15 protein-coding genes, 2 pseudogenes and 1 riboswitch are annotated in these 20,820 nt (G+C 55.9%); of the genes and pseudogenes, 10 read left to right on the forward strand and 7 right to left on the reverse strand.

Translation table 11 applies throughout. From position 1 onward, the window contains the following. Positions 1–447: 447 nt before the first annotated feature. The 6 genes from ACZ5A6_RS26170 to ACZ5A6_RS26195 all read right to left on the reverse strand — a co-directional run bounded on the left by ACZ5A6_RS26170 (position 448) and on the right by ACZ5A6_RS26195 (position 8,215). A complete protein-coding gene (locus tag ACZ5A6_RS26170) occupies positions 448–1,173 on the reverse strand; it encodes an ABC transporter ATP-binding protein (RefSeq protein ID WP_112752677.1) in 726 nt (241 codons plus the stop codon). A 111-nt stretch (positions 1,174–1,284) separates the two neighbouring features. Beyond that, positions 1,285–3,264 carry a Fe(3+)-hydroxamate ABC transporter permease FhuB gene (gene fhuB, locus ACZ5A6_RS26175; protein ID WP_464111476.1) on the reverse strand — a complete coding sequence of 660 codons (1,980 nt, stop codon included), beginning with the start codon at positions 3,262–3,264 and terminating at the stop codon, positions 1,285–1,287. Continuing rightward, positions 3,261–4,148 (reverse strand): ABC transporter substrate-binding protein, encoded by an 888-nt coding sequence (locus ACZ5A6_RS26180; RefSeq protein WP_464111477.1) that lies wholly within the window; start codon positions 4,146–4,148, stop codon positions 3,261–3,263. Before ACZ5A6_RS26180 ends, fhuB begins: the two co-directional genes overlap by 4 nt. 4 nt (positions 4,149–4,152) lie before the next feature. Continuing rightward, positions 4,153–6,594 carry a TonB-dependent siderophore receptor gene (locus tag ACZ5A6_RS26185; RefSeq protein ID WP_464111478.1) on the reverse strand — a complete coding sequence of 814 codons (2,442 nt, stop codon included), beginning with the start codon at positions 6,592–6,594 and terminating at the stop codon, positions 4,153–4,155. 134 nt (positions 6,595–6,728) lie between these two features. Next, positions 6,729–7,670 (reverse strand): FecR family protein, encoded by a 942-nt coding sequence (locus tag ACZ5A6_RS26190; RefSeq protein WP_112402625.1) that lies wholly within the window; start codon positions 7,668–7,670, stop codon positions 6,729–6,731. Positions 7,671–7,702: 32 nt separating this feature from the next. After that, positions 7,703–8,215 carry an RNA polymerase sigma factor gene (locus tag ACZ5A6_RS26195; protein ID WP_464111479.1) on the reverse strand — a complete coding sequence of 171 codons (513 nt, stop codon included), beginning with the start codon at positions 8,213–8,215 and terminating at the stop codon, positions 7,703–7,705. Between the two features lie 613 nt (positions 8,216–8,828). On the opposite strand from ACZ5A6_RS26195, the gene ACZ5A6_RS26200 reads away from it, so the two are divergent. From ACZ5A6_RS26200 to ACZ5A6_RS26225, 6 genes and pseudogenes are all read left to right on the forward strand, one after another. After that, positions 8,829–10,283 (forward strand): HlyD family secretion protein, encoded by a 1,455-nt coding sequence (locus ACZ5A6_RS26200; protein WP_035200851.1) that lies wholly within the window; start codon positions 8,829–8,831, stop codon positions 10,281–10,283. Positions 10,284–10,421: 138 nt separating this feature from the next. Then, the gene (locus ACZ5A6_RS26205) at positions 10,422–12,389 is read left to right on the forward strand and encodes a glycosyltransferase family 2 protein (protein ID WP_111802777.1); all 1,968 of its coding nucleotides are present in this window, start codon (positions 10,422–10,424) and stop codon (positions 12,387–12,389) included. A 92-nt stretch (positions 12,390–12,481) separates the two neighbouring features. Next, the gene (locus tag ACZ5A6_RS26210; RefSeq protein ID WP_464111480.1) at positions 12,482–13,762 is read left to right on the forward strand and encodes a hypothetical protein; all 1,281 of its coding nucleotides are present in this window, start codon (positions 12,482–12,484) and stop codon (positions 13,760–13,762) included. 443 nt (positions 13,763–14,205) lie between these two features. Further along, positions 14,206–14,354, forward strand: a pseudogene (locus ACZ5A6_RS26215) (Fic family protein); the annotation flags it as partial. A 194-nt stretch (positions 14,355–14,548) separates the two neighbouring features. Beyond that, positions 14,549–14,761: riboswitch (cobalamin riboswitch) on the forward strand. Positions 14,762–14,864: 103 nt separating this feature from the next. Beyond that, the gene (locus ACZ5A6_RS26220; RefSeq protein WP_076844257.1) at positions 14,865–15,842 is read left to right on the forward strand and encodes a DUF1852 domain-containing protein; all 978 of its coding nucleotides are present in this window, start codon (positions 14,865–14,867) and stop codon (positions 15,840–15,842) included. A gap of 24 nt (positions 15,843–15,866) precedes the next feature. After that, a complete protein-coding gene (locus ACZ5A6_RS26225; protein WP_019565843.1) occupies positions 15,867–16,895 on the forward strand; it encodes a methionine synthase in 1,029 nt (342 codons plus the stop codon). Between the two features lie 348 nt (positions 16,896–17,243). On the opposite strand, the gene ACZ5A6_RS26230 is transcribed toward ACZ5A6_RS26225, so the two are convergent. Then, the gene (locus ACZ5A6_RS26230; RefSeq protein WP_464111481.1) at positions 17,244–17,681 is read right to left on the reverse strand and encodes a helix-turn-helix domain-containing protein; all 438 of its coding nucleotides are present in this window, start codon (positions 17,679–17,681) and stop codon (positions 17,244–17,246) included. Positions 17,682–17,728: 47 nt separating this feature from the next. On the opposite strand from ACZ5A6_RS26230, the pseudogene ACZ5A6_RS26235 reads away from it, so the two are divergent. The 4 genes and pseudogenes from ACZ5A6_RS26235 to ACZ5A6_RS26250 all read left to right on the forward strand — a co-directional run. Continuing rightward, a pseudogene (locus ACZ5A6_RS26235) lies at positions 17,729–17,992 on the forward strand (TetR/AcrR family transcriptional regulator); the annotation flags it as partial. 205 nt (positions 17,993–18,197) lie between these two features. Next, positions 18,198–18,509, forward strand: coding sequence for a helix-turn-helix domain-containing protein (locus tag ACZ5A6_RS26240; RefSeq protein ID WP_464111482.1), 312 nt, complete (start codon positions 18,198–18,200; stop codon positions 18,507–18,509). After that, complete coding sequence (locus ACZ5A6_RS26245; RefSeq protein WP_464111592.1) at positions 18,502–19,755, forward strand: type II toxin-antitoxin system HipA family toxin; 1,254 nt, start codon at positions 18,502–18,504, stop codon at positions 19,753–19,755. Before ACZ5A6_RS26240 ends, ACZ5A6_RS26245 begins: the two co-directional genes overlap by 8 nt. Before the next feature lie 388 nt (positions 19,756–20,143). Beyond that, positions 20,144–20,815 carry a response regulator gene (locus tag ACZ5A6_RS26250; RefSeq protein ID WP_464111483.1) on the forward strand — a complete coding sequence of 224 codons (672 nt, stop codon included), beginning with the start codon at positions 20,144–20,146 and terminating at the stop codon, positions 20,813–20,815. Positions 20,816–20,820 lie beyond the last annotated feature (5 nt).

Consider the following 20,820-nt stretch of genomic DNA (forward strand, 5'->3'; position numbering starts at 1 on the left):
GCAGGCCGAACCTTTATCGACCACGGCACGGATCATTTTCAGAACTCTCCCTTGACTGCTGCAAAGCTTCGGTCTTCACCGGTATTTCAGCCCCGTCCGTTGGCACGCTCCGCTGTTAAGCGTCTGTCTGGCGCGCCGCTCTTTTTCGGCACTATGGTGGCTGTGTCGCCGCATGTCCATCATGTCGAAGGGTCGACCTATCGTTGGAAAACGGAAATCTGCTCATTTCCCATCCCACAAGCCTTTCGAGTTGGTATATGGCGGCGGACTTCTCTGCCTTCTTCAGGAAACCGGGAGGCAGGCTCGTATTAATAGATGGGCAGTTTGGTGTTCATCCAGGCCACGAGCTGGAGGTAATGACATAGGACGGAACGCAAGGGCAGTAAATGCAGGCGCTGTCGTCTCCACGCATCTGCCTTAATAACGGCGTCGCCGGTTCCGATCCTTTCAACTGCGTGGATATGCTAGCGGTAGACCGCTATCAGGATGGCGCATAACGCCCATTCGCGTCTCGTAGATTGCTTGCAGTTGATCCGGGGCCACGATGTCCTCTGGTCCTCCACGTGCAATGAGTTTTCCACAATGAAGTGCCAGGATTTCGTCACAAAAGCGAGCCGCCATGTTCACGTCGTGGAGCACGACGATGGCCCCAAGTCCACGCTCGTCAACGAGCCGGCGAACAAGCGTGAGGATGTCGATCTGGTGGGCGATATCAAGGGCCGAGGTCGGCTCATCAAGGAGGAGACAATCGGGGTTTTGCGCAACGAGCATCGCGAGCCAGACCCGCTGCCGCTCCCCACCTGAAAGCGTATCGATGAAGCGGGCGCGATAACGCTCAACGTCTGTCAGCCTCATCGCTTCCTCCACCCTCGTCTTGTCCTCGGGGCCAAACCGGCCAAGAGCGCCGTGCCATGGATATCGCCCGAGCGCGACTAGCTCGCTGACAAGCATACCTGCAGTATCGGGCGCCTGCTGGGGCAAATAGGCCACCTTACGAGCGAACGGCCTGCTGCCCCATTCATGCAAGTCTTTTCCATCAAAGGAAATCTTGCCAGCACTGAGTGGATTTTGGCGGGCCAGGAGCTTGATCAATGTCGACTTGCCAGAGCCATTGTGCCCGATCAGGCCGATAATTCGCCGTGCTGGCAAACTTATTGTCAGTGGTTCGAGCAAAACCCGAGTTCCGACGGAGAAACTGGCCCGCTCCAACTCAAAAAGGGGTATCCTCGAGATGGTTCTCGTTCTGCTGTCTTCGGATATCTGAACCAAGGCTGTTACCTCATTTTAGAGCCTGGGGCTTTGTCTGCCCCGCGAGCGGATCACCCACAGAAAGTATGGCCCCCCGATAAAGGCGGCGATAACGCCTGCGGGAATCTCATAGGGAAAGTCGGCAGCCCGTCCCAACCAGTCGGCTGAGATCATCAGCGTTGCGCCGACCGCGCTCGCCGTGAGAAGCGTCAGGATTTGGCCGCGTGCCCCGGCCGCTCGGGCGATGTGGGGTGCCATCATGCCGACGAAGCTTAACGGGCCAACAATTACGGTCGCAGCTCCCGTCAGGACGGCAATGAACAGCAAAAGCACGAGCCGGGATCGCGCCGGATTGAGTCCAAGAGAGCGTGCAGTGCTGTCCCCAAGCGCCAAGACCTCTAGCGGGCGGCGCAAGAGTGGCGAGATGGCCAGCCCGATCAAAACCAAGGCTGCAGCGATGCTTGCGACGAAGCCGGTTGCACGAAAGGTAGGGCCCATGGTCCACGCCAAAATGTAACTTGCGCGCGGATCGCCACTGGCAACAATGAGCGAAATTATCGCAGTCGCGAGCGCACTGATGGCTATGCCAGACAGAAGAACAGGTCCAGGCGCATAGCTTTTCCCTTTTGCCACAAGCAGAATGATCGCAAACGCGGCGACTGCACCGGTTATGCCGCCGGCAAGCGGCAAAATAGGCGACGCCATCCCTCCGGCGAAGAAAGCTGCGATAATCCCCAGTCCGGCTCCGGCGCTGATGCCGAGCCCTTCCGGGCTCGCTATGGGATTACGCGTGATCGTTTGTGTGAGGGAACCCGCAATGGCCAGCATTGCGCCAGCACTTGCCGAGGTCAGGACCCTTGGCCATCGACCGGCAAACAACACGGATGTTTCCACCCCGCCAGCTATGAAGCTCTCGGTCAGCGAGAACAACGCGATAACGGCAGCAATGGCAAGAGAACCAGGCAGCAAAAAGCAGCCTGCCAGAGGGTTCTCTCTCTGGTTCAGGGCATTGCTGTTAAGCTGGTCAATGGAGTGGGGCACATGTTTGATGAGCACCAACATCACTATGGCGCCGATGATTGCGGTGGCGGTACCCGTTGGCACCTCACCGACGACGGGCGCTCCAGCAAGCACGAGACTGTCAGCGAGCAGCAGGAGGCCGGCACCAAGCAGTCCTCCCCACAGCAGTCGTTGGCGGAGCGTTCGAGCGCCAACTATTCGGGCGAGGTTGGTGGCTGCAAGGCCGACGAACGCGATGACGCCGACGCGGGCTACAACAACAGCCGACAGTACGGTTGCGATAAACAGTACCGCCGCGCGCAACCCGCCCGGGGACAGTCCGAGGCTGCGGGCACGGCTTTCATCAAGACCGATAACTGAAAGCGGTCGAAAGAACAGCAACAGCAGCGGTATCAGCACGATCATGCGCAAGGCCAATGCGGTCGCGTTGGAATAGTCATTCTGGATGAGTGAACCACTTCCCCAGATGAACACCCCGCGCAGATATTCGTGGTGAAACAAGGCTAGTATGACGGAGGCCGAGCCGGCGGAAAAGCTGATCACCATCCCGCAGAGAAGGAGTGTCATCGGTGCGAAGTTTGAAGCTTTTCCCAGTCCCGCAACGATTGTTACGGCGACGAGGCCGCCTACAAGCCCGGCTATCTCGCGCTCGCCTGCCGTAACTGCAACTGTAGAAAGGGAAAGAAGGGTGATCGCCAACTGAGCGCCAGAAAGTATCCCGAGCGTCGAGGGTTCTGCCAGAGGGTTTTTCAGGAGCTGCTGGAATATTACACCCGTGAAAGCAAGCGCACCACCAGCCAGCAGAGCGACGAGGAACCGTGGGACAATCGAGAAATAGACATAGATCTGGCCGAACGAAGCTGGATCCGGCTGCCATAAGGCCGCTGGAATGTCGGAGATCGCCACATAGTGACCAACGGCAAAGGCGTGGAGCGCGATCGCTGCCAGTGTGATGGTAAAGGCGAGGCGCGGTGGGGTGATGAAACGGTTTCTCATGCGATGCCGAGACTCTGCCGCAGGACTTCGGCAAACCGCATCGCTGATGGAAACGCGCCAAATACCCATGTGGGTGGAATCATCGATACACGACCATTCCGTACGGCCGGCAAGGCGTTCCATAGTGCGCTTTGCAAAAAAAGGCCCGGTGGACCCGGCTCGATGATGACCAGTCTTGCTTCAGGATAGCGCGCGATCGCCTCCAATCCCGCCGTTGCAAAGCCCCAGTTATTGGTCTTGCCATCCCATGCGTTGGCAATGCCGATCCGTTTCAGGACATCATCGAACAAGCCACCTGCGCCGTAGATATCGATAAGCCTGTCATCCGTAAACTTGATGATCAAAAGGGCGCGCCCGTCGTAGTCTTTTGCGTTGTGAGCTATCGCGTTCAGTCTCGAATAGGACAGTTCCAAATAGTCTGTCGCACGCTCTTCCCTGCCAATGCGACGTGCAATCTCCTTGAGGGCGTGTTCTGCGGCAAGCAATGGTTGCCGGGCGGGGCCGTAAAGCGGTAGCGCAAGGGTTGGAGCAATCGCGCCGAGACGTTCAGCAGAGATACCATATCCGGCTTGAGAAACGATCAGTTCGGGTTTCAGGGCTCTTAGCAGTTCAACGTTCGGCCATGATCTCAGGCCAAGGTCGATCGTGTCTGTCGAAAGTGCAGGTGTTACAACGCGGTCACCGTAAAGAGGGGCTTCGGCAACAGCAAATGGCTTGTAGTCCAGAGCGAGAAGGCTTTCTGCCCAGCCCCAGTCCAACACGGCGAGCCGACGCGTTTCCGTGCTTGCTGTTGCCACTGCAGGCAGGAAAACGGAAGCCAACCCGGCGGTGAATTGCCGCCGCGTCAGCCTGTAATCACGATTTGGGTAACGAGCGTGAGACACAATCCTACCAGCTATACTTGAGAGTAGCGTAGACGGTGCGACCCTCGCCCCAATAGCATCCCGTTGCAGCAATGCAGGTCGAGACATACTTGCGGTCGAATATGTTGCTGACATTCAGCGACGCCTTCAAACCTTCCAGCTTCGGGTCTGCCTTGCCGAAATCGTAGCGAACGGCAGCATCAAATACGGTGTATGAGGGGATGTCGAATTTGTTGGCATTGTCGCCAAAAGTCTGACCAGTGTAACGGGCGCCACCGCCAAAGCTCAGACCATCCCAGATGGTCGATGTCTGCAGTGTGTAGTCCAGCCAAAGCGATGCCTGCTGGCGTGGGACAAAGGCAAAGCGATTGCCCTCGTTGCTGATACCGGCAGCATTTGGATTGGCTTTGGTGATCTCGCTGTCGGTGTATGCATAAGATGCCAAGACAGAGAACGCGTCTGTGATTTCCGCCTTGCCCTCAAGTTCGACACCGCGCATCCTGACTTGGCCCGTCTGCACACTGTAATTCGTGAATCCGGGGGTCGTATCTGGCGACAGGACATTGTCCTGTGTGAGGTGATAGGCAGAAAGGGTGACGAAGCTGTTGCTACCGTTGGGCTGGTACTTGACCCCAACCTCGAACTGTTCACCGGTAGTAGGCTCGAAGGCGTTACCCAAACGGTCGGTGCCGCTGGCCGGATTGAAGGAGGTTGAGTAGCCGGCGTATGGCGACAAACCGTTGTCAAAATTATAGACGAGGCCGGCCCTCCAGGTAAACTTGCCGTCTCTCTGATCGATCTGATTGTCAGCGACGCTCGTCCGGGTCCTCGTATCTGTATTTGCCCAGTCGTAGCGGCCACCGAGCGAGAACACGAAATTGTTCCACTCCATCTGATCCTGAGCGTAGAGGCCGATCTGGCTGCGGTCCTGATCGATCCGTGTTGCGATCGCCGGGCGCGTGATCGCCGTTGCGCCGTAGACGGGGTCAAGTCCATTGAAGGGAGTGAAAATTGGGGAAAGCACGGACTCTTCGTAGCGGCTGCTTTCATAGGAATAGTCGAGGCCGAACAATGCGGTATGAGCGACGTCCCCCGTTTGGAAATTTCCGATCGCTTGATTGTCGACGGTGACGGCGCGGGCACTTTCGGGAAACGCCCAGGCATATCGGTAGAAGGCCGTGGGATTGCAGGCTGCCGGGCAATAGGGCTGAACGCGCTGAGTGTCCGTTCCGATATAGGAGTAGCGAAGGTTCTGTCTGATGGTCCAGGTGTCATCGACTTCGTGTTCGAACTCGTAACCGACAGATGCCTGGTCGCTCTTGTAGTGGTCGTAACCCGGTTCGCCTGGGAATGCACTGCGGGGCAATTCCGGATACATGCGGGTATAGAGTGTGCCGTTCGCGGGAAGCGCCGGCGCTCCGCCGCCGCCGGGAGAGTCGATGTGCTGATAGCTACCGTAAACCGTCAGTGATGTTCCCTCATCCGCCTTGAAAGTGAATGAAGGCGCAATATATCCCTTCTTCTCGCGCACATAGTCATACTGGGTATCGGTCAACCGGCCGACGCCGACGATGCGGTAGAGGAAACTGTCATCGTCACCAGCACCACCGCCGAGATCGAATGCTGTCTGTATACGCTTATCGGTGCCGAACTGCATCTCCACTTCATTGAGAGCAGTTGCGCTCGGCCGTTTTGATACCATGTTGATCAGACCGCCGGGATCGCCCTGGCCATAGAGGACCGATGCCGGACCCTTCAGGACTTCGGCGCGCTCCAGGCTGAACGGTTCGACACGTGGCTGGGCGTAGCCGCGCGATCCAAACGGTAGGCGCAGGCCATCCAGATATCGACTTGGTCGAAATCCACGTATCGTAAACCAGTCATAGCGGGAATCGTCGCCATATTGGCTGATGACGCCTGGCGTATAGCGAAGAGCCTGGGTCAGCGTGGTCGAACCTTGAGCAGCAATCTGGTCTTTCGTTACAACATTGACGGCCTGTGGAGTGTCTTTGAGTGAGGTGCCCGTCTTCGTCGCTGTGGCGCTCTGTGTGGCGACAAACCCCTCTACAGGCCCACGAGCGTTCTCTCCCTGCACAACGATGGGCTCAAGGATTGTCGCGCCAACCGCACTGGCGCTTGACGAGGAGTTTTGCGGGTTGATCAAAAGGACCGTATTTGCGGTCGTAAATCGGAAGGTCAGGCCTGTGCCCGCGAGAAGACGTCTGAGCGCGCCCTCAGCCGAGAGATTTCCGGCTGTACCGACGCTGCGCAGGTTTGCCGGCAGAGGACCGTCAAAAGCGACATCGATACCGGTCACCGATGAGAAGCGCACCAGCGCAGCCGACAGGGGCTGACCGGAGATCGCAAATTCGTAGCTCTTGGCGGTCTGAGCAACTGCTCCTGTTGACAAGACGATGGTGGTGAAACTGGCGCAGGCGGCCAACAACATTATACGGTACAGTCTCATGCGAAAGCCGCCGGCTTGGTTTTTCTGTGTCACTCGTTTTGCCCCCTGCAAACGGACCAATACCCGAGCATTTTCGGGCTTCTGAACAGGGGACGTTTCAGCTTGGAAAAAACCTCGGTCGATTTTTTGATTTTTTATTGCGGATAGATCAACGTCAGCAAAGGCGAGTAGCTCGCAATACGGATAGGCAGGCCGTGCTCCAGACTTTCCAGTATCCGACCGGCCCTGCGCACGTCCACGATGATGCTGATCGGCCGGCGGGCCAGGGCTCTGTCCATGACAATCATCTTGCCGTAGCGCCATTTTGACAGGGCAGCAACGACATCCTCGAACGGAGCCGAGATGAAAACGAGCCTTCCGCTTCGCCACGAAAGTCTCGTCTCAATATCCGTCTGTGATGGCACCGACAGTTTGTCATTGGCGAAAAGCACGGACTGCCCCTCCTGGACGATCCGCTCTTGGCTCAACGATGAGACCTTTACCGTGTGTTCTGCAACCGCGACGACGATACCTTCCTCATGCATCCCAACGGAAAACTGAGTGCCAAGCGCTAAAGCTCTAAGGTCCCTACAATCAACAGAGAACGGTCGAGCAGCGTCCCGAGCGACCGTGAAAAACGCTTCGCCTTGTTGTAAAATGACGTGTCGCTGGCCCGCCGTGAAATTTAACGATATGGCGCTCGCCGTCGACAGTTCGGCAACCGATCCGTCGGGCAAGGAAAAGCGCGCGGTCTCTCCGACACCCGTCCGGTAATCTGTTTGCTGCCTTAAATATGCGTGCGTCCCAAGCCCGGCGGCGGTCAGGATAGCAAGTGCACCGCCGGATTTGAGGATTTTTCGCCGTCTGACAGATGCAGGGCTTGATACCTCTGGCAGGGCCGAGGCTCCAAGCCACAAACGCTCCAGTTCGGCATAGGCTCTCGCATGGGCCGGGCTTTGTTCGAGCCAAACCCTGAAATTGGCACGGTCGAGTGGTGTCGCGCTGTCATCGAGAAGCAGCGCGAACCATTCGGCTGCACGGCGTGATATCTCTGGATCATTGTCAGGAGAGTGCTCCTGAAGGGAAAAATCCTGCATCCGCCGCCTCATTCTTAGCCGCCATGCGACTTTTAGCGCTCGTAGTTGACCTCTGCACGCAACCGCTCAAGCGCCACGACCATGTGACCAAAGACCGTTTTGGGCGATATTCCCAGTCGTTCGCCAATCTCGACATATGTCAGGCCGTCAATACGAGCGAGGATAAAAACCTGCTGGGCGCGTGCAGGCATGTGTTCCAGTGCGGCCTGAACGCGAAGCAGTTCCTGACGGCTGATGGTAGCTGCTTCCGCAGATGGTGCGGGATCACGAATGGATTCAAGGCCTTCGATCCCGTCGACAAAGGGGGCGATCTTGCGGCGGCGTTCGTGATCAAGCGCAAGATTGCGGCCAGTAATCATGAAATAGGCTGCCAGGTCGACAACATCACGTAACAGGCCCGGCCGTTCCCAAAAGCGAAGAAAAGTATCCTGAAGGAGATCGGCAGTTGTCGCCGGGCAATGGACCCGACGGTAGATGACGCGCATCAGACGAGAGCGTACGCCCAAAAAGGTCTCGAGGATTTCAGGGTGTTTTGCGCTTTCCATGAAAACGCTGCTACCATTGGCTCGGAATCAAATCAAGATAAGATGAAATTTGCAATCAAGTTTTTACGCCGCCAAGCGCTTGCGTATTGCAGCTGATTTGATCGGCTCGCCATTGATGCTTGCGATGCCCAGCAGCAATCTGCTCTTCGCAGAGCCTTCTCCGTACCCGGCGAAGGCGGAACCGACGCCATGCCGAATGTCACAGCTTGGCGTGTTGCCAGGACCAGATCTTGTTCCGACCCCTTTTGGGCTACCGCGAATACTGACCTGTGAACGCCGGCCTATTGAAAGCCGGATATGGGACACCAGACTCGTGCCACTGCCTTGGCAAGCGGATGCTTCTATAGGTTGCAACTTGCGCGGCGGGGTGAGAGCCCGCGTAATAACCAGATGCCATTTAAAAGGCACAGCTGATACGAAACGATTGAAATTTAGCTCTGTAGTTTTTCGTGGACGAGTTTTTGCGATTTCAACGCTGGCAGATGCCCATGATTTAGGCGATATCGAAAAATTTATTAATGCAATCTTAACGATGTTGCGTCGCAAAAAAACTTAGTGAACTATTTTAATACTGCGGGAGGAAAGGCTGTTCAACAAAACAGGAGTTGATATCATGCTGTTCCGCAATAGAGACAAAGAAGTGCGCCAAAGTGCGTCGGTGAAGCTGGCCTCCTATACTGTCCTTGGCGTTGTCGCCACGGTGTTTTCATCTTCTGTGTTTCCGCCGGTCTTCACATCCCAGACGAACCGCGCCCTCATCAATGCACCAGTCATTCCGCTGACGACACCGATCAGCGGTGTGGTAAAGATATCCGACAAGAACGGTAAGGCTGCTATTGAAAACGACAAGGTCGACAATACCACGCTCATCGGCCTGAAGGTGCAATTGGCAGCACTCGATAATGAACTTCGCCAGAAGAACGGAATTATTGGCGACTATGCCAGCCGCATCGACGATTTGAACAGGGATCTTGCCAGTCAGCAGGCGGCGTTACTGCAAAGAACCGAATCTGACCTACAGGCAGCCAATGCAGCCTTGCAGATGGTGACCTATTCGACCCGAATTGCAAAAGCGGAAGCCACGCGAAAACAGAAGCTGATGGCCAAGGGGATGTATTCTGGAATCGGAGAGGATATAGCGGACACAATACAACTTGAAGATACAAAGCTGCAAGCTGCCAGAGTCGCCGTTGACAAACTCACCAAGGAAATGAACTTCGCGCGTCAAGGCATCTATATCGGCTCCGATTTGCAATCGCTGCAAAATCTTCAGCAGGAAATTCGCACACGGTCCGCAGATCTGCTGCAGATCCGGATGCAGATGACCACCATGCAGACGCGTAAAAGCGAGCTCGAAACCCTGGCATCGGCGGAGAGCGCACGTATTGAAAGACTGACCCGCGCCGATCTTTCCATTCCACCGGGCACAACGCTCTACAAGCCCGTGGCTGCGACCGGCCGTGAAGTGGTTGCAGGCGACACGCTGGCGGAGGCGCTTGACTGCCGCAACGCTTTCGTCGTGGCGATTTTTTCAGAGCGTCAGGCACAGGCGCTTTCCGTCGGTTCTCGGGTGAAGGTGAGTTCCGATGCCTGGGCGGAAGAATCCGATGGGGTGGTGGAGCGCCTGGTGCCACGTACTACCGAACGTGTCGACCTCGATTATGCCGTGCCCTTTCCACCAACAGAGCGGCGAGAGCTCTACGCCTATATTCGCATGGACAGCAGGGCACAGGAAAAATTGACCGAGAACGGCGCCTGTTCGGTCGGCACGTGGGTGAGTGTGAGCCTGCCGCGCGAGTGGCTCGGCAAAACCCGGAATTATGTGCATGAAGCATCAGCCAGCCTGTTCCAGTTTGCAAAGACCTCCGTCAGCGAATTGCCGGATGTCAGGCAGGCCGCATGGGCACTGATCGAAACGTCGCGTGATACGCTATCCGCACACACTGGTATCGAGTGGCCCCAACAGCGGCCGGATGTGCCTGGCCGGGCACATCAGCCCGATATCATCACCCAGCACCCTTTCGGCAATACGGATGCCACCGGAAAGGCGCCGCGCACCCAATCCTGACACCCGCATGGATTGGACGGGCCCCTGCGGGAGTGCGATGCAAACCCGCAGGGCGACCCACCACCTGTTTAAGACACTCGAAGCAACCTCATTCACGCGCGGCGTGCCGCGCGCCTGACCAACCATGAGGATAAGTCGATGTATTTCAGCCCTGATGGCGATGTTCAGTCGGTACTCTACGTCAATCTTGTCATCGCCCTTTGCGCGATCCTGTTTACCATACTGGCCGACCCGCGCAGGGTCCTGGACCGGTTGGCCTTCAGTGCGATTATGCTGCTGTCTCTTGGCCTTTACATATTTTGGCGCGCCACCGATACGCTGCCACCCTTCGAGCTTTCTCTGGAGACTGCCTGGAACTACATTTATTTCACCTTCGAGCTGATCTCCGTTCTTTACGCCATAGGCTCGATCCTGATCCTGACGAGGCGGACGGACTGGTCTTTTCTCGCTGATAGAGGGGAAGCCGCGATTGCAACTAATCCCGATGCGCCACTCGTTGACGTCTTTATCTGCACCTACAACGAACCTTTGAACGTCCTTGAGAAGTCGGTTATCGCGGCCCAGGCCATGCAATATCCGCAGCTGCGTGTTTTTGTCTGCGACGACACGCGCAGGCCGGAAGTACGGGACTATTGCGAGACGGTCGGCGTCAATTATGTGACGCGCCCGGACAATAGACATGCCAAGGCGGGAAATCTGAACAATGCACTTGAACACACCAATGCGTTGCCACAGGTTTCCGATTTCATCATGGTACTGGATGCGGACTTCGCGCCACAGGCCAACTTCCTTCGTCGCGTAACCGGTCTTTTCGCCGATCCCAAGGTGGCAGTTGTGCAGACACCGCAATTTTACTTTAATTGCGACCCCATCCAGCACAACCTCGGCATCCGCAATTCCTTCGTCGATGATCAACGTGTATTCTTTGATGTATTCCAGCCGGCCAAGGACGCGGTCGGTTGCGCTTTCTGCGTCGGGACGAGTTTTGTCGTGCGGCGGGCGGCGGTGAACGAGCTCGGCGGGTTTCCGCATGATGCACTTTCCGAAGATATGCTGCTGACCTACCGCCTGATGGAGCGAGGTTACGTCACACGCTGGCTCAACGAAAAACTCAGTGTCGGTCTATCGGCTGAGGGCCTGCCAGAATATATCACGCAACGCACGCGGTGGTGCCTGGGCACCATTCAGATCGGCCTTCTGCGGACGGGACCATTGTGGCGTGGCAAGTTCACGCTGACACAAAGGCTGCATTATCTGCACGGGCTGTTTTGCTGGCTGTCGAAGCCTTTCATCCTCTGCCTGTTGCTGGCACCATCGATCTACTGGCTGACAGGCGTTTCCGCCCTCCAGGCCGACGAGCTGATGTTCATGAAATTTGGACTGTCGTCACTGGCTTTGTTTTGGGCCTACTCCACCTGGATATCGGGAAAACGCACCCTACCGCTGTTCACCGAAGTGACGCATGCGTTGACCGCTGTTCCCATCACCATCACGTTGTTTCAGGCTATGCGCAAACCCTTCGGACGTCCCTTTAAAGTCACGGAGAAAGGTGGTGACCGGTCACAGGTGCGCATTCATGGGCCTACAGCGCTATTTTTCGCAATCGTTACCGTCACCTCCGCGGTTTCAGTTCTGCTCGCCGTTTACGCATGGGACGCCCCTGTAGAATTTTCGGCGCGAGATTGTCTCAACCTCATCTGGTCGGCGGTCGCCATGGTGATTGCCTTCACCAGCCTCATCTGCTGCATTGAATTACCACGTGTAGACAAGGAAGAGCCGATCGGCGTGGATCTCGAAGGCCGTTTGCAATGCGCAAGCGAGGTGAAGGCGGTACGGATCGTGGCGCTTTCGACCGAAACCGCGACCCTGGCGGATTTCAACCGGTCTTACGCCGAGGCAGAGTCCCTGTACGTGCCCGAGGTGGGCTGGCTGCAGATCGATGCAACGAAAGTCTCGCAAACGCCCGGCAAATTCACTCTCACCCCTACTGCCGACCAGCATCGTGCAATCTTGAGGCTGCTTTTCCGCAATGCGCCCGAAAATGTCGCGGAACAGGGCGACCTCTTGAAGTCCATGCAGATGTTACTCGCAAGGGCCTTCAGCTAAGACAATTCGCGCCAAACCCGGGACCGTGCTCGACGTAAACCGCAAGCTAGAGGCGGGCTTGTTTGGAAAAGCGCCTACCAAACGGAAAACTCATGTCTGTCAAATCGATCGTCGCGACAGTTCTCATGACCTGCTTCACAACAGGAGTGGTCGCTGGTGGCGATGGGCGCACCGGTTCCGGATCAGTTCGCGACCGCCTTGCTGTTAGCTTGTGTGCGGGTCTCGTTGGGAAGATGGACGAATCCACCACCCCCTTCGTATTTCGGAGCTTTGAGCCTGCACCCGGCGGCAAAGCGCTTGATCCCGCTCTTTCAAATGCGGGTTTCACCTATGACAATGCCCTGGCGACGATTGCCCTTTTTTCCTGTGGCAACGATACCGAGGCAAAAAGGGTTGCCGATGCGCTGCTGCTCGCCGTCAACAACGATCGCTATTACAGCGATGGCCGCCTGCGCAACGCCTACCGTTCCGGCCCCGTTGCGAACGAAAATGGTGCTATGCTTTTGCCCGGTTTCTGGAGTGAGGCCAGCAAGACGTGGGTCGAGGATGACTATCAGGTCGGCAGCGCAACGGGCAACCTGGCCTGGGCGGCACTTGCGCTTCTCACTGCCAGTGAACGATTAAGCAATCCGTCCTATGTGCAGGCAGCGACCAAACTCATGCGCTGGATCGATGCGCATACGGCGGGCGTCCGCGATATCGGCTACACAGGTGGCACATTCGGTCATGAGCCTGCACCGGCAAAACTCGAGTGGAAATCGACGGAACATAATCTCGATGTATATGCCGTTGCGGGTTGGCTCGCCGAAATTGAGGGAGCGCGCGCCTGGCAGGCGATGCGGGATAATACACGCAAATTTCTTGATGCGATGTGGAATGAGCAGCAGGGACGGTTTTACGTCGGCAGCCAACCTGGAAGCGACACACCCAACTCGAGCCAGTCCGGAATAGATTCCGAGCTCTGGCCCATTCTCGCCGTGCCGGAGTTTCGGGGCCGCAGTGGGCGTGTTCTGCATTGGGTTGATCGGCATTATGCGGTTGCGGGAGGTTTTGATTTTAACGACGATCGGGATGGCGTGTGGCTGGAAGGTACGGCCCAGGCCGCGCTGGCATTTCAGCAGGTCGGCGATGCCGACCGGGCCGAGGCGCTGCTTGCCACCATTGCCGCACAAATATCTCCCGATAACCTGATCTACGCGACAGTCGGGGACGAACTGACGACCGGGCTGATGATCGGGCCGACCTCGACATTTGCCGACTTCAAATATTTCAGGTTGCCGCATGTCGGGGCTACTGCCTGGGCAATCCTTGCAGCGAAAGGCTGGAACCCTTTTCTTAGAAAAAGCGGTTGTATTCGTTTTTGTGAGGGATAATCGTTCGTCTCGGCGGCAGCAGGAGGATATTGCTCCAGGCCGTTGCGCCGGAGATTGAAAACTGGGACGCATGACGCTGCTGAAAGCGGCGAAAAGCGTAAAACCGCAACGTTGACTGCCGACTAGCAGTTCCAGTGATTCAAGCCTGACAGTACGATTAACGAAGCCGAATACCGCCCACTGCCAGACCTGTCAGATGCCCGGTGCGGATCGGAACTTCCTGTGCACCTTCAACTACATGGGGCGGTTCGAAGGCCCGAGCACAAATTCGGCGGTGCTGTTGCGGATACGCGCCCGTGATGTTATCGGCCCGCAATTTAAGGGTGCTTGCCTTCGCTCATTCGTTATTTAATTCAAACGCCGATCCCTTTATTAGCGCTGCGCCGGCACAGTAGGGCATGTCCGAATAGCATCCCAACCTCCGGCGAGGCCGCTTCAATTAAACGCCTGCGGCAGGCGAAATCATGCGCGCCTTCTAGCTGCCCCAATTGCCTCCTGAACTGTCGATCGACGTACTGGCTCTTCTGGAGCGACTAAGTCTGGCGGAACGCGCTCTGGGCGCCTGGACGGTATCACCAGGCTGCTCCCGCGCTAGGAACTATTCGTGGTGTGGTCTGATCCTTTCAACTGCGTGGAGCGAGACGTTTGCCACGGCCAGGTCCGCGTATGTGAGAATCGCCTGACAACGCCGAATGCAACCTACTCGGTCGGAACCGGCGATGGAAACGCAGACTTAAGGACATAAAGATATCGTTATATGAAGTTGACCGATGGCGTAGCTTACAATATGGTCGTCACGCCTAAGGTTCCCCAGTCGTTGCACGCAACGTGCCGGGGCTAAGAGGGAAGTCGGTGCTCCGTGTCATGCGGAAAAGCCGACGCTGCCCCCGCAACTGTAAGCGGCGAGCTGAAGTCCAACATGTCACTGGTTTACCCCGGGAAGACGGACGGAAGTGATGATCCGTGAGCCAGGAGACCTGCCTTTGGTGAAATAACGTCCACGGGCGGGGTGTCCCAGTGTGCCGTAGCAACGGTTGCATTGTCGCGGCCTGTCTTGCTATGCGTCCGCAGACCCATGCCCCCAACTTTATAGGGGCACAACATGTCTCAGACCTGCATTTTTACAATCACGAGCGTACCCTTCGATGAGGACTATCGTCCTTCAGAACATACGCGCATCACCACCAATTTTGCCAATCTGGCCAGGGGCGAAAAGCGGCAGGAAAACCTGCGCAATGTCATGCGCATGATCGACAGCCGCTTCAACGCCCTCGCTCACTGGGATAATCCCAAATCGGACCGATACTCGGTCGAGTTGGAGATCATTTCGGTCGATATGAGCTTCGATGTCGCAGGTGAAAAATTTCCCCTCATCGAGATACTGAAGACGACGATCATCGATCACAAAACCAGTGAACGTATCGACGGCATTGTGGGGAATAACTTCTCCTCCTATGTGCGGGACTACGATTTCAGTATTGTGCTGCCGGAGCATAACAAGAGCGTTCCTGCCTTCAGCATTCCGGCCGACTTCGGCGATCTGCATGGAAACCTGTTCAAGTCTTTTCTGCGGTCGGATGCCTACCGCTCGCACTTTCGCAAGCCGCCGGTCATTTGCATCAGCGCCTCGACCAGCAAGACCTATTACCGGACCGAAAATCATCACCCCGTGATGGGCGTCGAATACCGGCAGAATGGGTTCTCGTCCACCGACCAGTATTTCGGGAAAATGGGATTGCAGGTTCGCTACTTCATGCCTGCAGGCAGCGTTGCGCCGTTGGCGTTCTATTTTGTTGGGGACTTGCTGGGCGACTACTCCAATATTGAGCTAATCGGCGTCATCAGCACGATGGAAACGTTTCAGAGAATTTATCGCCCCGAAATCTACAATGCGAACGCAGCAGCCGGGACATTTTACCAGCCCAACCTGAAGCACCAGGACTATTCGCTGACCCGGGTCATTTACGATCGCGACGAACGAAATCGCTTGGCGGTGGATCAGGGTAAGTTCACCGAAAAACACTTCATCAAGCCATACCGCGCCGTCCTTGAGCAACTGTTTGCTCACCGCCCCGCCTGAGCATCACTTATAAGAGGTCCCACCGTGAAGAAACTTCTCCCCACATCGACCGCTGGCAGCCTGCCGAAACCCTCCTGGCTTGCGCAGCCCGAAAAACTGTGGTCGCCCTGGAAGCTGGAGGGCGAGGAATTACTGGAAGGCAAGAGAGATGCCCTGCGCCTTTCACTGGACGATCAGCAACAGGCCGGCATCGACATCGTCAGTGATGGCGAGCAAACACGCCAACATTTCGTCACGACTTTCATCGAGCACCTCGACGGGGTCGATTTTGCAAAACGCGAGACAGTCAGAATTCGCGATCGCTACGATGCGAGTGTCCCGACAGTCGTCGGCGCCGTGTCTCGCCAGAAGTCCGTGTTCGTCGAAGACGCCAAGTTTTTGCGCCAGCAGACCAAACAACCCATCAAATGGGCGTTGCCGGGTCCGATGACGATGATCGATACTCTCTTTGATGGCCATTATAAGAGCCGTGAAAAGCTTGCCTGGGAATTTGCCGGGATACTCAACGAGGAAGCAAAGGAATTGGAGGCTGCCGGCGTCGATATCATCCAGTTCGACGAACCTGCGTTCAACGTTTTCTTTGACGATGTGAATGACTGGGGTGTCGCCACTTTGGACAGGGCGATTGAAGGGCTGAAGTGCGAGACCGCCGTCCATATCTGCTACGGTTACGGCATAAAGGCCAATACGGATTGGAAAAAGACACTCGGGTCAGAATGGCGGCAGTATGAGGAAACTCTCCCCAGGCTGCAGAAATCCGGCATCGGTATGATCTCCCTCGAATGCCACAATTCTCATGTCCCAATGGATCTTCTGGAACTTGTTCGAGGTAAGAAAGTGATGGTCGGGGCCATCGATGTGGCAAGCAATACCATCGAAACCCCGGAGGAAGTCGCTGCAACGCTGCGAAAGGCGCTTAAGTTTGTCGACGCAGATAAACTTTGCCCCTGCACCAATTGCGGCATGGCCCCCCTGTCTCGTCGTGTGGCAAGAGACAAGCTGAATTCCTTGAGCGCAGGAGCTGAGATCGTCCGAAGAGAGCTCACTGTTTAGTTTTTTGATAGTCTGAACCTGCGGATGGCAGCCGTTCGCCGCCACCGCGCCCATCGCGACAAACGCTGGGAGACTTACGAATGGCTATAAGGTCACGGCGCGGATCATCCTGAAGGCTTCGACGGATGTCCGCCTCTTGGCGCAAAGCTGCCAAGACGGCCTGTTCAAGCAATTCCGAAGAGCAGGTCGTCGCCAGATTAGAAAATTTACACATTCATTACAACTCAACTGAGGATTTGATGGTTTTGATCCTGTCGAGGGTTAAGACAAGTCGCCGGCCGCGGTAGTTCCGTCGCTATCCACCGTCCACGAACCCGTCTACGTCAAACAGGTGCTGCTTGCTTTGCACTATTGCACTCGATATTCGCGTGGCGCGACACCGAACTGGTTCCGAAACGATCGGCTGAAATGCGAGAGGTCATTGAATCCCCATCGGAAAGCGATCTCTCCAATAGAGCTGCCACCTTTGGTACGCAGATCGTCCGCGCATTTTTGCAACCTTTGCCGAAGCAAGAACTGGCTAAATGTCTCGCCGCTGTCTTCCAGCAGTCGGTGAACATAGCGAACCGAAATGCGGAAATGTTCGGCTGCCTTCGCCGGTGTCAGTGCCGGGTCTGCCGCATACGAAGTGATGTAGTTGATTAGGGAAAAAGCGAGCTGATTGCGCAATGTCCCCCTCGCTCGGTCTCCCTCGCGATCGGATACGCCGAGAACCAGCGCAACCAGTTCCACCAGATGGTTGGTGATGGATAAGGACGCGGCGGCGTCGAGTTGCTCGGCATTCATCGCAATCGATGACAGATAGTCGGTCGCAAGGCACGCAACTGGATCACAGCTTCTTCGGCGCGGAGTATGATGATCTTCCTGAACAGGTCAGGACAGAGGTGCAGACCTTCGCTGACGTCAATATCGCCTGGCTAGCGGAGCGGCTGCTCGATGCCGGCCTGACGGATGAGAAGGGAAGCGATGCGCGGGCAAGATCAATCTTCGCCGCGATCGCGGGAGCGCAGCTCCTTGCCCGCAGCAGGTCCGACATCTCGCTGTTCGACACGATGATCCAAAGCTATCAAGAGGCAGGCATGTTGCCAGGCGGATAGAAGCGGACATTTAAAGAAGGGTGTATTTCGGGTGTGCTTCCAGTTTCGGTGCCCAGATTGTCTCAGTGGAGGAAACAAAATTGATCTGTAAGAAGATCTTTTAGCCTCATATGATCCCCATTGGCGGCATTTCGTTTGACATGAGCAGATGCTTTGAGATACGTAAACATATCATAATGGGAAGGATGAAGCTTTAAGGTATCATATGAAGTTGGATTCGGAGGCTCTTCAGGACATAGGGCGGCTGCTCAAGACGTCGCGCAAGACTTTGGGCCTCACCCAGGAGCAGGTTGCGGATATGGCGGGTATATCGCGACCGCGGTACCGCGAGATTGAGGCTGGAGCCAGCGCTGCCCGTACGACCACTCTGATCAACATTGGTCGTGCGCTTGGTCTGGAACTGATGCTCATCCCTCAAGCGATGGTCCCGGCGGTTGAAGCTTTACTGCAGCCAGGTGGCGCCGAAGATGACCTTCCTGCTTTCGTCGCCAGTCCTGATGGTGATGGCAATGTCTGATGCGCCTCTTGATCCAAGATCTATAACCTCACTGGACGTGCTGCTGAATGACCTGAAGGTCGGCATGATCGTGAGGACGCCGGGAGACTTCAACGCGTTCAGCTTTGAGGAGAGCTATCGACAGACGGGTGGTTTCCCAGTGCTCAGTTTGTCATTTCGCGCGGCACATGGGGGTCTGCGTAAGGATCCGAAGCCTGTCGCAAGGGCTTTGCCATCGTTCTTTGCGAACCTTCTTCCAGAGGATAAACTGCGCGAGGCTATGGAGAGGCACCATTCAGGCAGCGTGCGAGCAGGAAATGATTTCGATTTGCTTGCGGCACTCGGATCGGATCTGCCGGGGGCTGTCCGAATTGTGCCGAGCGAAGGCAGCGTTGTTCGTAATGAGGGTTTGACACCCCCGAGACCAAAGGCCCGGTTTTCGCTCGCCGGCGTGCAAATGAAACTCTCCGTCATCAAAAACACAGGCAAGGGCGGCGGTCTGACGATCCCCTTAGGCGACGAGCAGGGTTCATATATCGCCAAGTTTCCATCGACATCATTTCCCGCTGTCTCGGAAAACGAATTTGCAAATCTTGCATTGGCCGAAGCGATTGGTATGGACGTGCCGGAACGCGAGCTCGTGGAACAATCGCAGTTCGAGGGTATTCCGGAGGAGTTTGAGACATTGTCCGACGGCAAAGTCCTCCTCGTCAAACGTTTCGATCGCGTTGCCGGTGGTGAACGCATCCATATCGAAGATTTCGCACAGGTATTCGGCGTCTATCCGTCTCGAAAATATGAGGGGGCCTCATATCATGATATCGCTGTGGCTATTGGGGTCGCCGTTTCTTCAGCGGCAGCCCTCGAGTTCGTCCGACGACTGGCTTTGGCAGTCCTGACAGGAAATGGCGACATGCACCTCAAGAATTGGTCGCTGATTTATCATGGGAAGGGCAACAAGCCGGCACTCGCCCCAGTCTATGATGTACTCTCGACAGTCCCATACATTCCGTCGGACGCTATGGCACTGTCGCTGGCCGGTGAAAGGCCGTTCAAGGCAATGAACGCCCAGCGATGGAAAGTCTTCGCGCATCGTGCGCGACTGCCTGAAGCTGCTGTGCTGAAGGCTGTTACGGAGACCGTCGAGCGCGTCAACCAGTCTTGGTGGTCTCTGCCTGAACGAGCTGTTCTACCCGATAGAGTGTTGGAGCGGATTGATGCCCACATCAAGCTGATGTCGCCGATCCTCGGCACGTGCGCGAATTAGCAATTGGTGTTTTTGCGTAACTCGTTAGCAGTCTCATAGCCCACCAAAACCGATAGGGTCGCTGGTTCGAATCCGTTCAAGGCGAAGTAGCAGGTGTTCCACTCGGGCGCGATATAGACTTCACATCCGAGCTGGGCGACTTATGTCACCTTATGCAAAGTCCCAGACTTTGGCTGAGAATTTTGGCCTCCAGTGGCGCGTTGTCCTGCGGCAAGAAGCGGCCATAATGTTGCTGCACTGCGTTGGGCGTGTCTTGGATGGCATCGCTTGCATCACTTCAGCCAAACAACGTGACGTCAGCGAATCCTGCATTAACTAGTTCTAAACCAATTCTTTGCGGATAAAATGAAAAATGCTAATGTACCTACAAAACATGGGGGTCTATAGCATGTCTGTGCGTATTGCGTTCGTCGATGACCATCCAGTTCTTCTGGAGGGGCTTGTAAGCCTTTATAACGAGAAGACCGATTTTGATGTCGTTGCGATGGGGCAAACGGCATTTGATGCGATCAGGATTGTTGAAGAGAAGCGACCCGACGCTATCGTACTCGACCTGAGCATGCCGGGAGATTCTTTCAAAGCGATAGGGCACTTGCTGACGCAGTTTCCTGAAACGAAAATTGTGGTATTTACGGCGTCCAATGCGATCCAGCCTGCGGTTGAGCTTTTGGAGGCGGGCGTCTCCGGCTATGTCTTGAAGGGTAGCTCCTGCATGGAGCTTCAAGAGGCGATCAAGACTGCCTGTCGCGGTGAGTCCTATGTAACGCCGGGCTTTGCGACAAAGGTTATCATGTCGATGAAAACTGCAGAGCGTGTTCGGAAAAACGCCGTGATGCCGGAGAGGCTTCATCACCGTGAAGAGCAAATCGTCGGTGGTCTTCTCAAGGGAATGACGAACCGGGAAATCGGCGAAAATCTCAAGATCAGTGAGAAGACAGTCAAACACTACATGACGTCTATGATGCAGAAACTCAATGTGAGAAACCGCGTTGAGCTGGTGATTGCTGTTAAAAACCGCGCTGTTCCACGCGATGCCAGATCGGAGAACATCCTGCAATAGATATG

The sequence above is a fragment of the Agrobacterium sp. 6Ca8 genome, from assembly GCF_055382765.1.

Bases quoted from the DNA above. Each gene is read 5' to 3' on its own strand.
- ACZ5A6_RS26240 (WP_464111482.1), top strand. From the start codon at position 18,198: ATGAAGTTGGATTCGGAGGCTCTTCAGGACATAGGGCGGCTGCTCAAG.
- ACZ5A6_RS26195 (WP_464111479.1), bottom strand. From the start codon at position 8,215: ATGGAAAGCGCAAAACACCCTGAAATCCTCGAGACCTTTTTGGGCGTA.
- fhuB (WP_464111476.1), bottom strand. From the start codon at position 3,264: ATGAGAAACCGTTTCATCACCCCACCGCGCCTCGCCTTTACCATCACA.
- ACZ5A6_RS26230 (WP_464111481.1), bottom strand. From the start codon at position 17,681: ATGAATGCCGAGCAACTCGACGCCGCCGCGTCCTTATCCATCACCAAC.
- ACZ5A6_RS26250 (WP_464111483.1), top strand. From the start codon at position 20,144: ATGTCTGTGCGTATTGCGTTCGTCGATGACCATCCAGTTCTTCTGGAG.
- ACZ5A6_RS26185 (WP_464111478.1), bottom strand. From the start codon at position 6,594: ATGAGACTGTACCGTATAATGTTGTTGGCCGCCTGCGCCAGTTTCACC.
- ACZ5A6_RS26245 (WP_464111592.1), top strand. From the start codon at position 18,502: ATGTCTGATGCGCCTCTTGATCCAAGATCTATAACCTCACTGGACGTG.
- ACZ5A6_RS26200 (WP_035200851.1), top strand. From the start codon at position 8,829: ATGCTGTTCCGCAATAGAGACAAAGAAGTGCGCCAAAGTGCGTCGGTG.
- ACZ5A6_RS26210 (WP_464111480.1), top strand. From the start codon at position 12,482: ATGTCTGTCAAATCGATCGTCGCGACAGTTCTCATGACCTGCTTCACA.
- ACZ5A6_RS26205 (WP_111802777.1), top strand. From the start codon at position 10,422: ATGTATTTCAGCCCTGATGGCGATGTTCAGTCGGTACTCTACGTCAAT.
- ACZ5A6_RS26220 (WP_076844257.1), top strand. From the start codon at position 14,865: ATGTCTCAGACCTGCATTTTTACAATCACGAGCGTACCCTTCGATGAG.
- ACZ5A6_RS26190 (WP_112402625.1), bottom strand. From the start codon at position 7,670: ATGCAGGATTTTTCCCTTCAGGAGCACTCTCCTGACAATGATCCAGAG.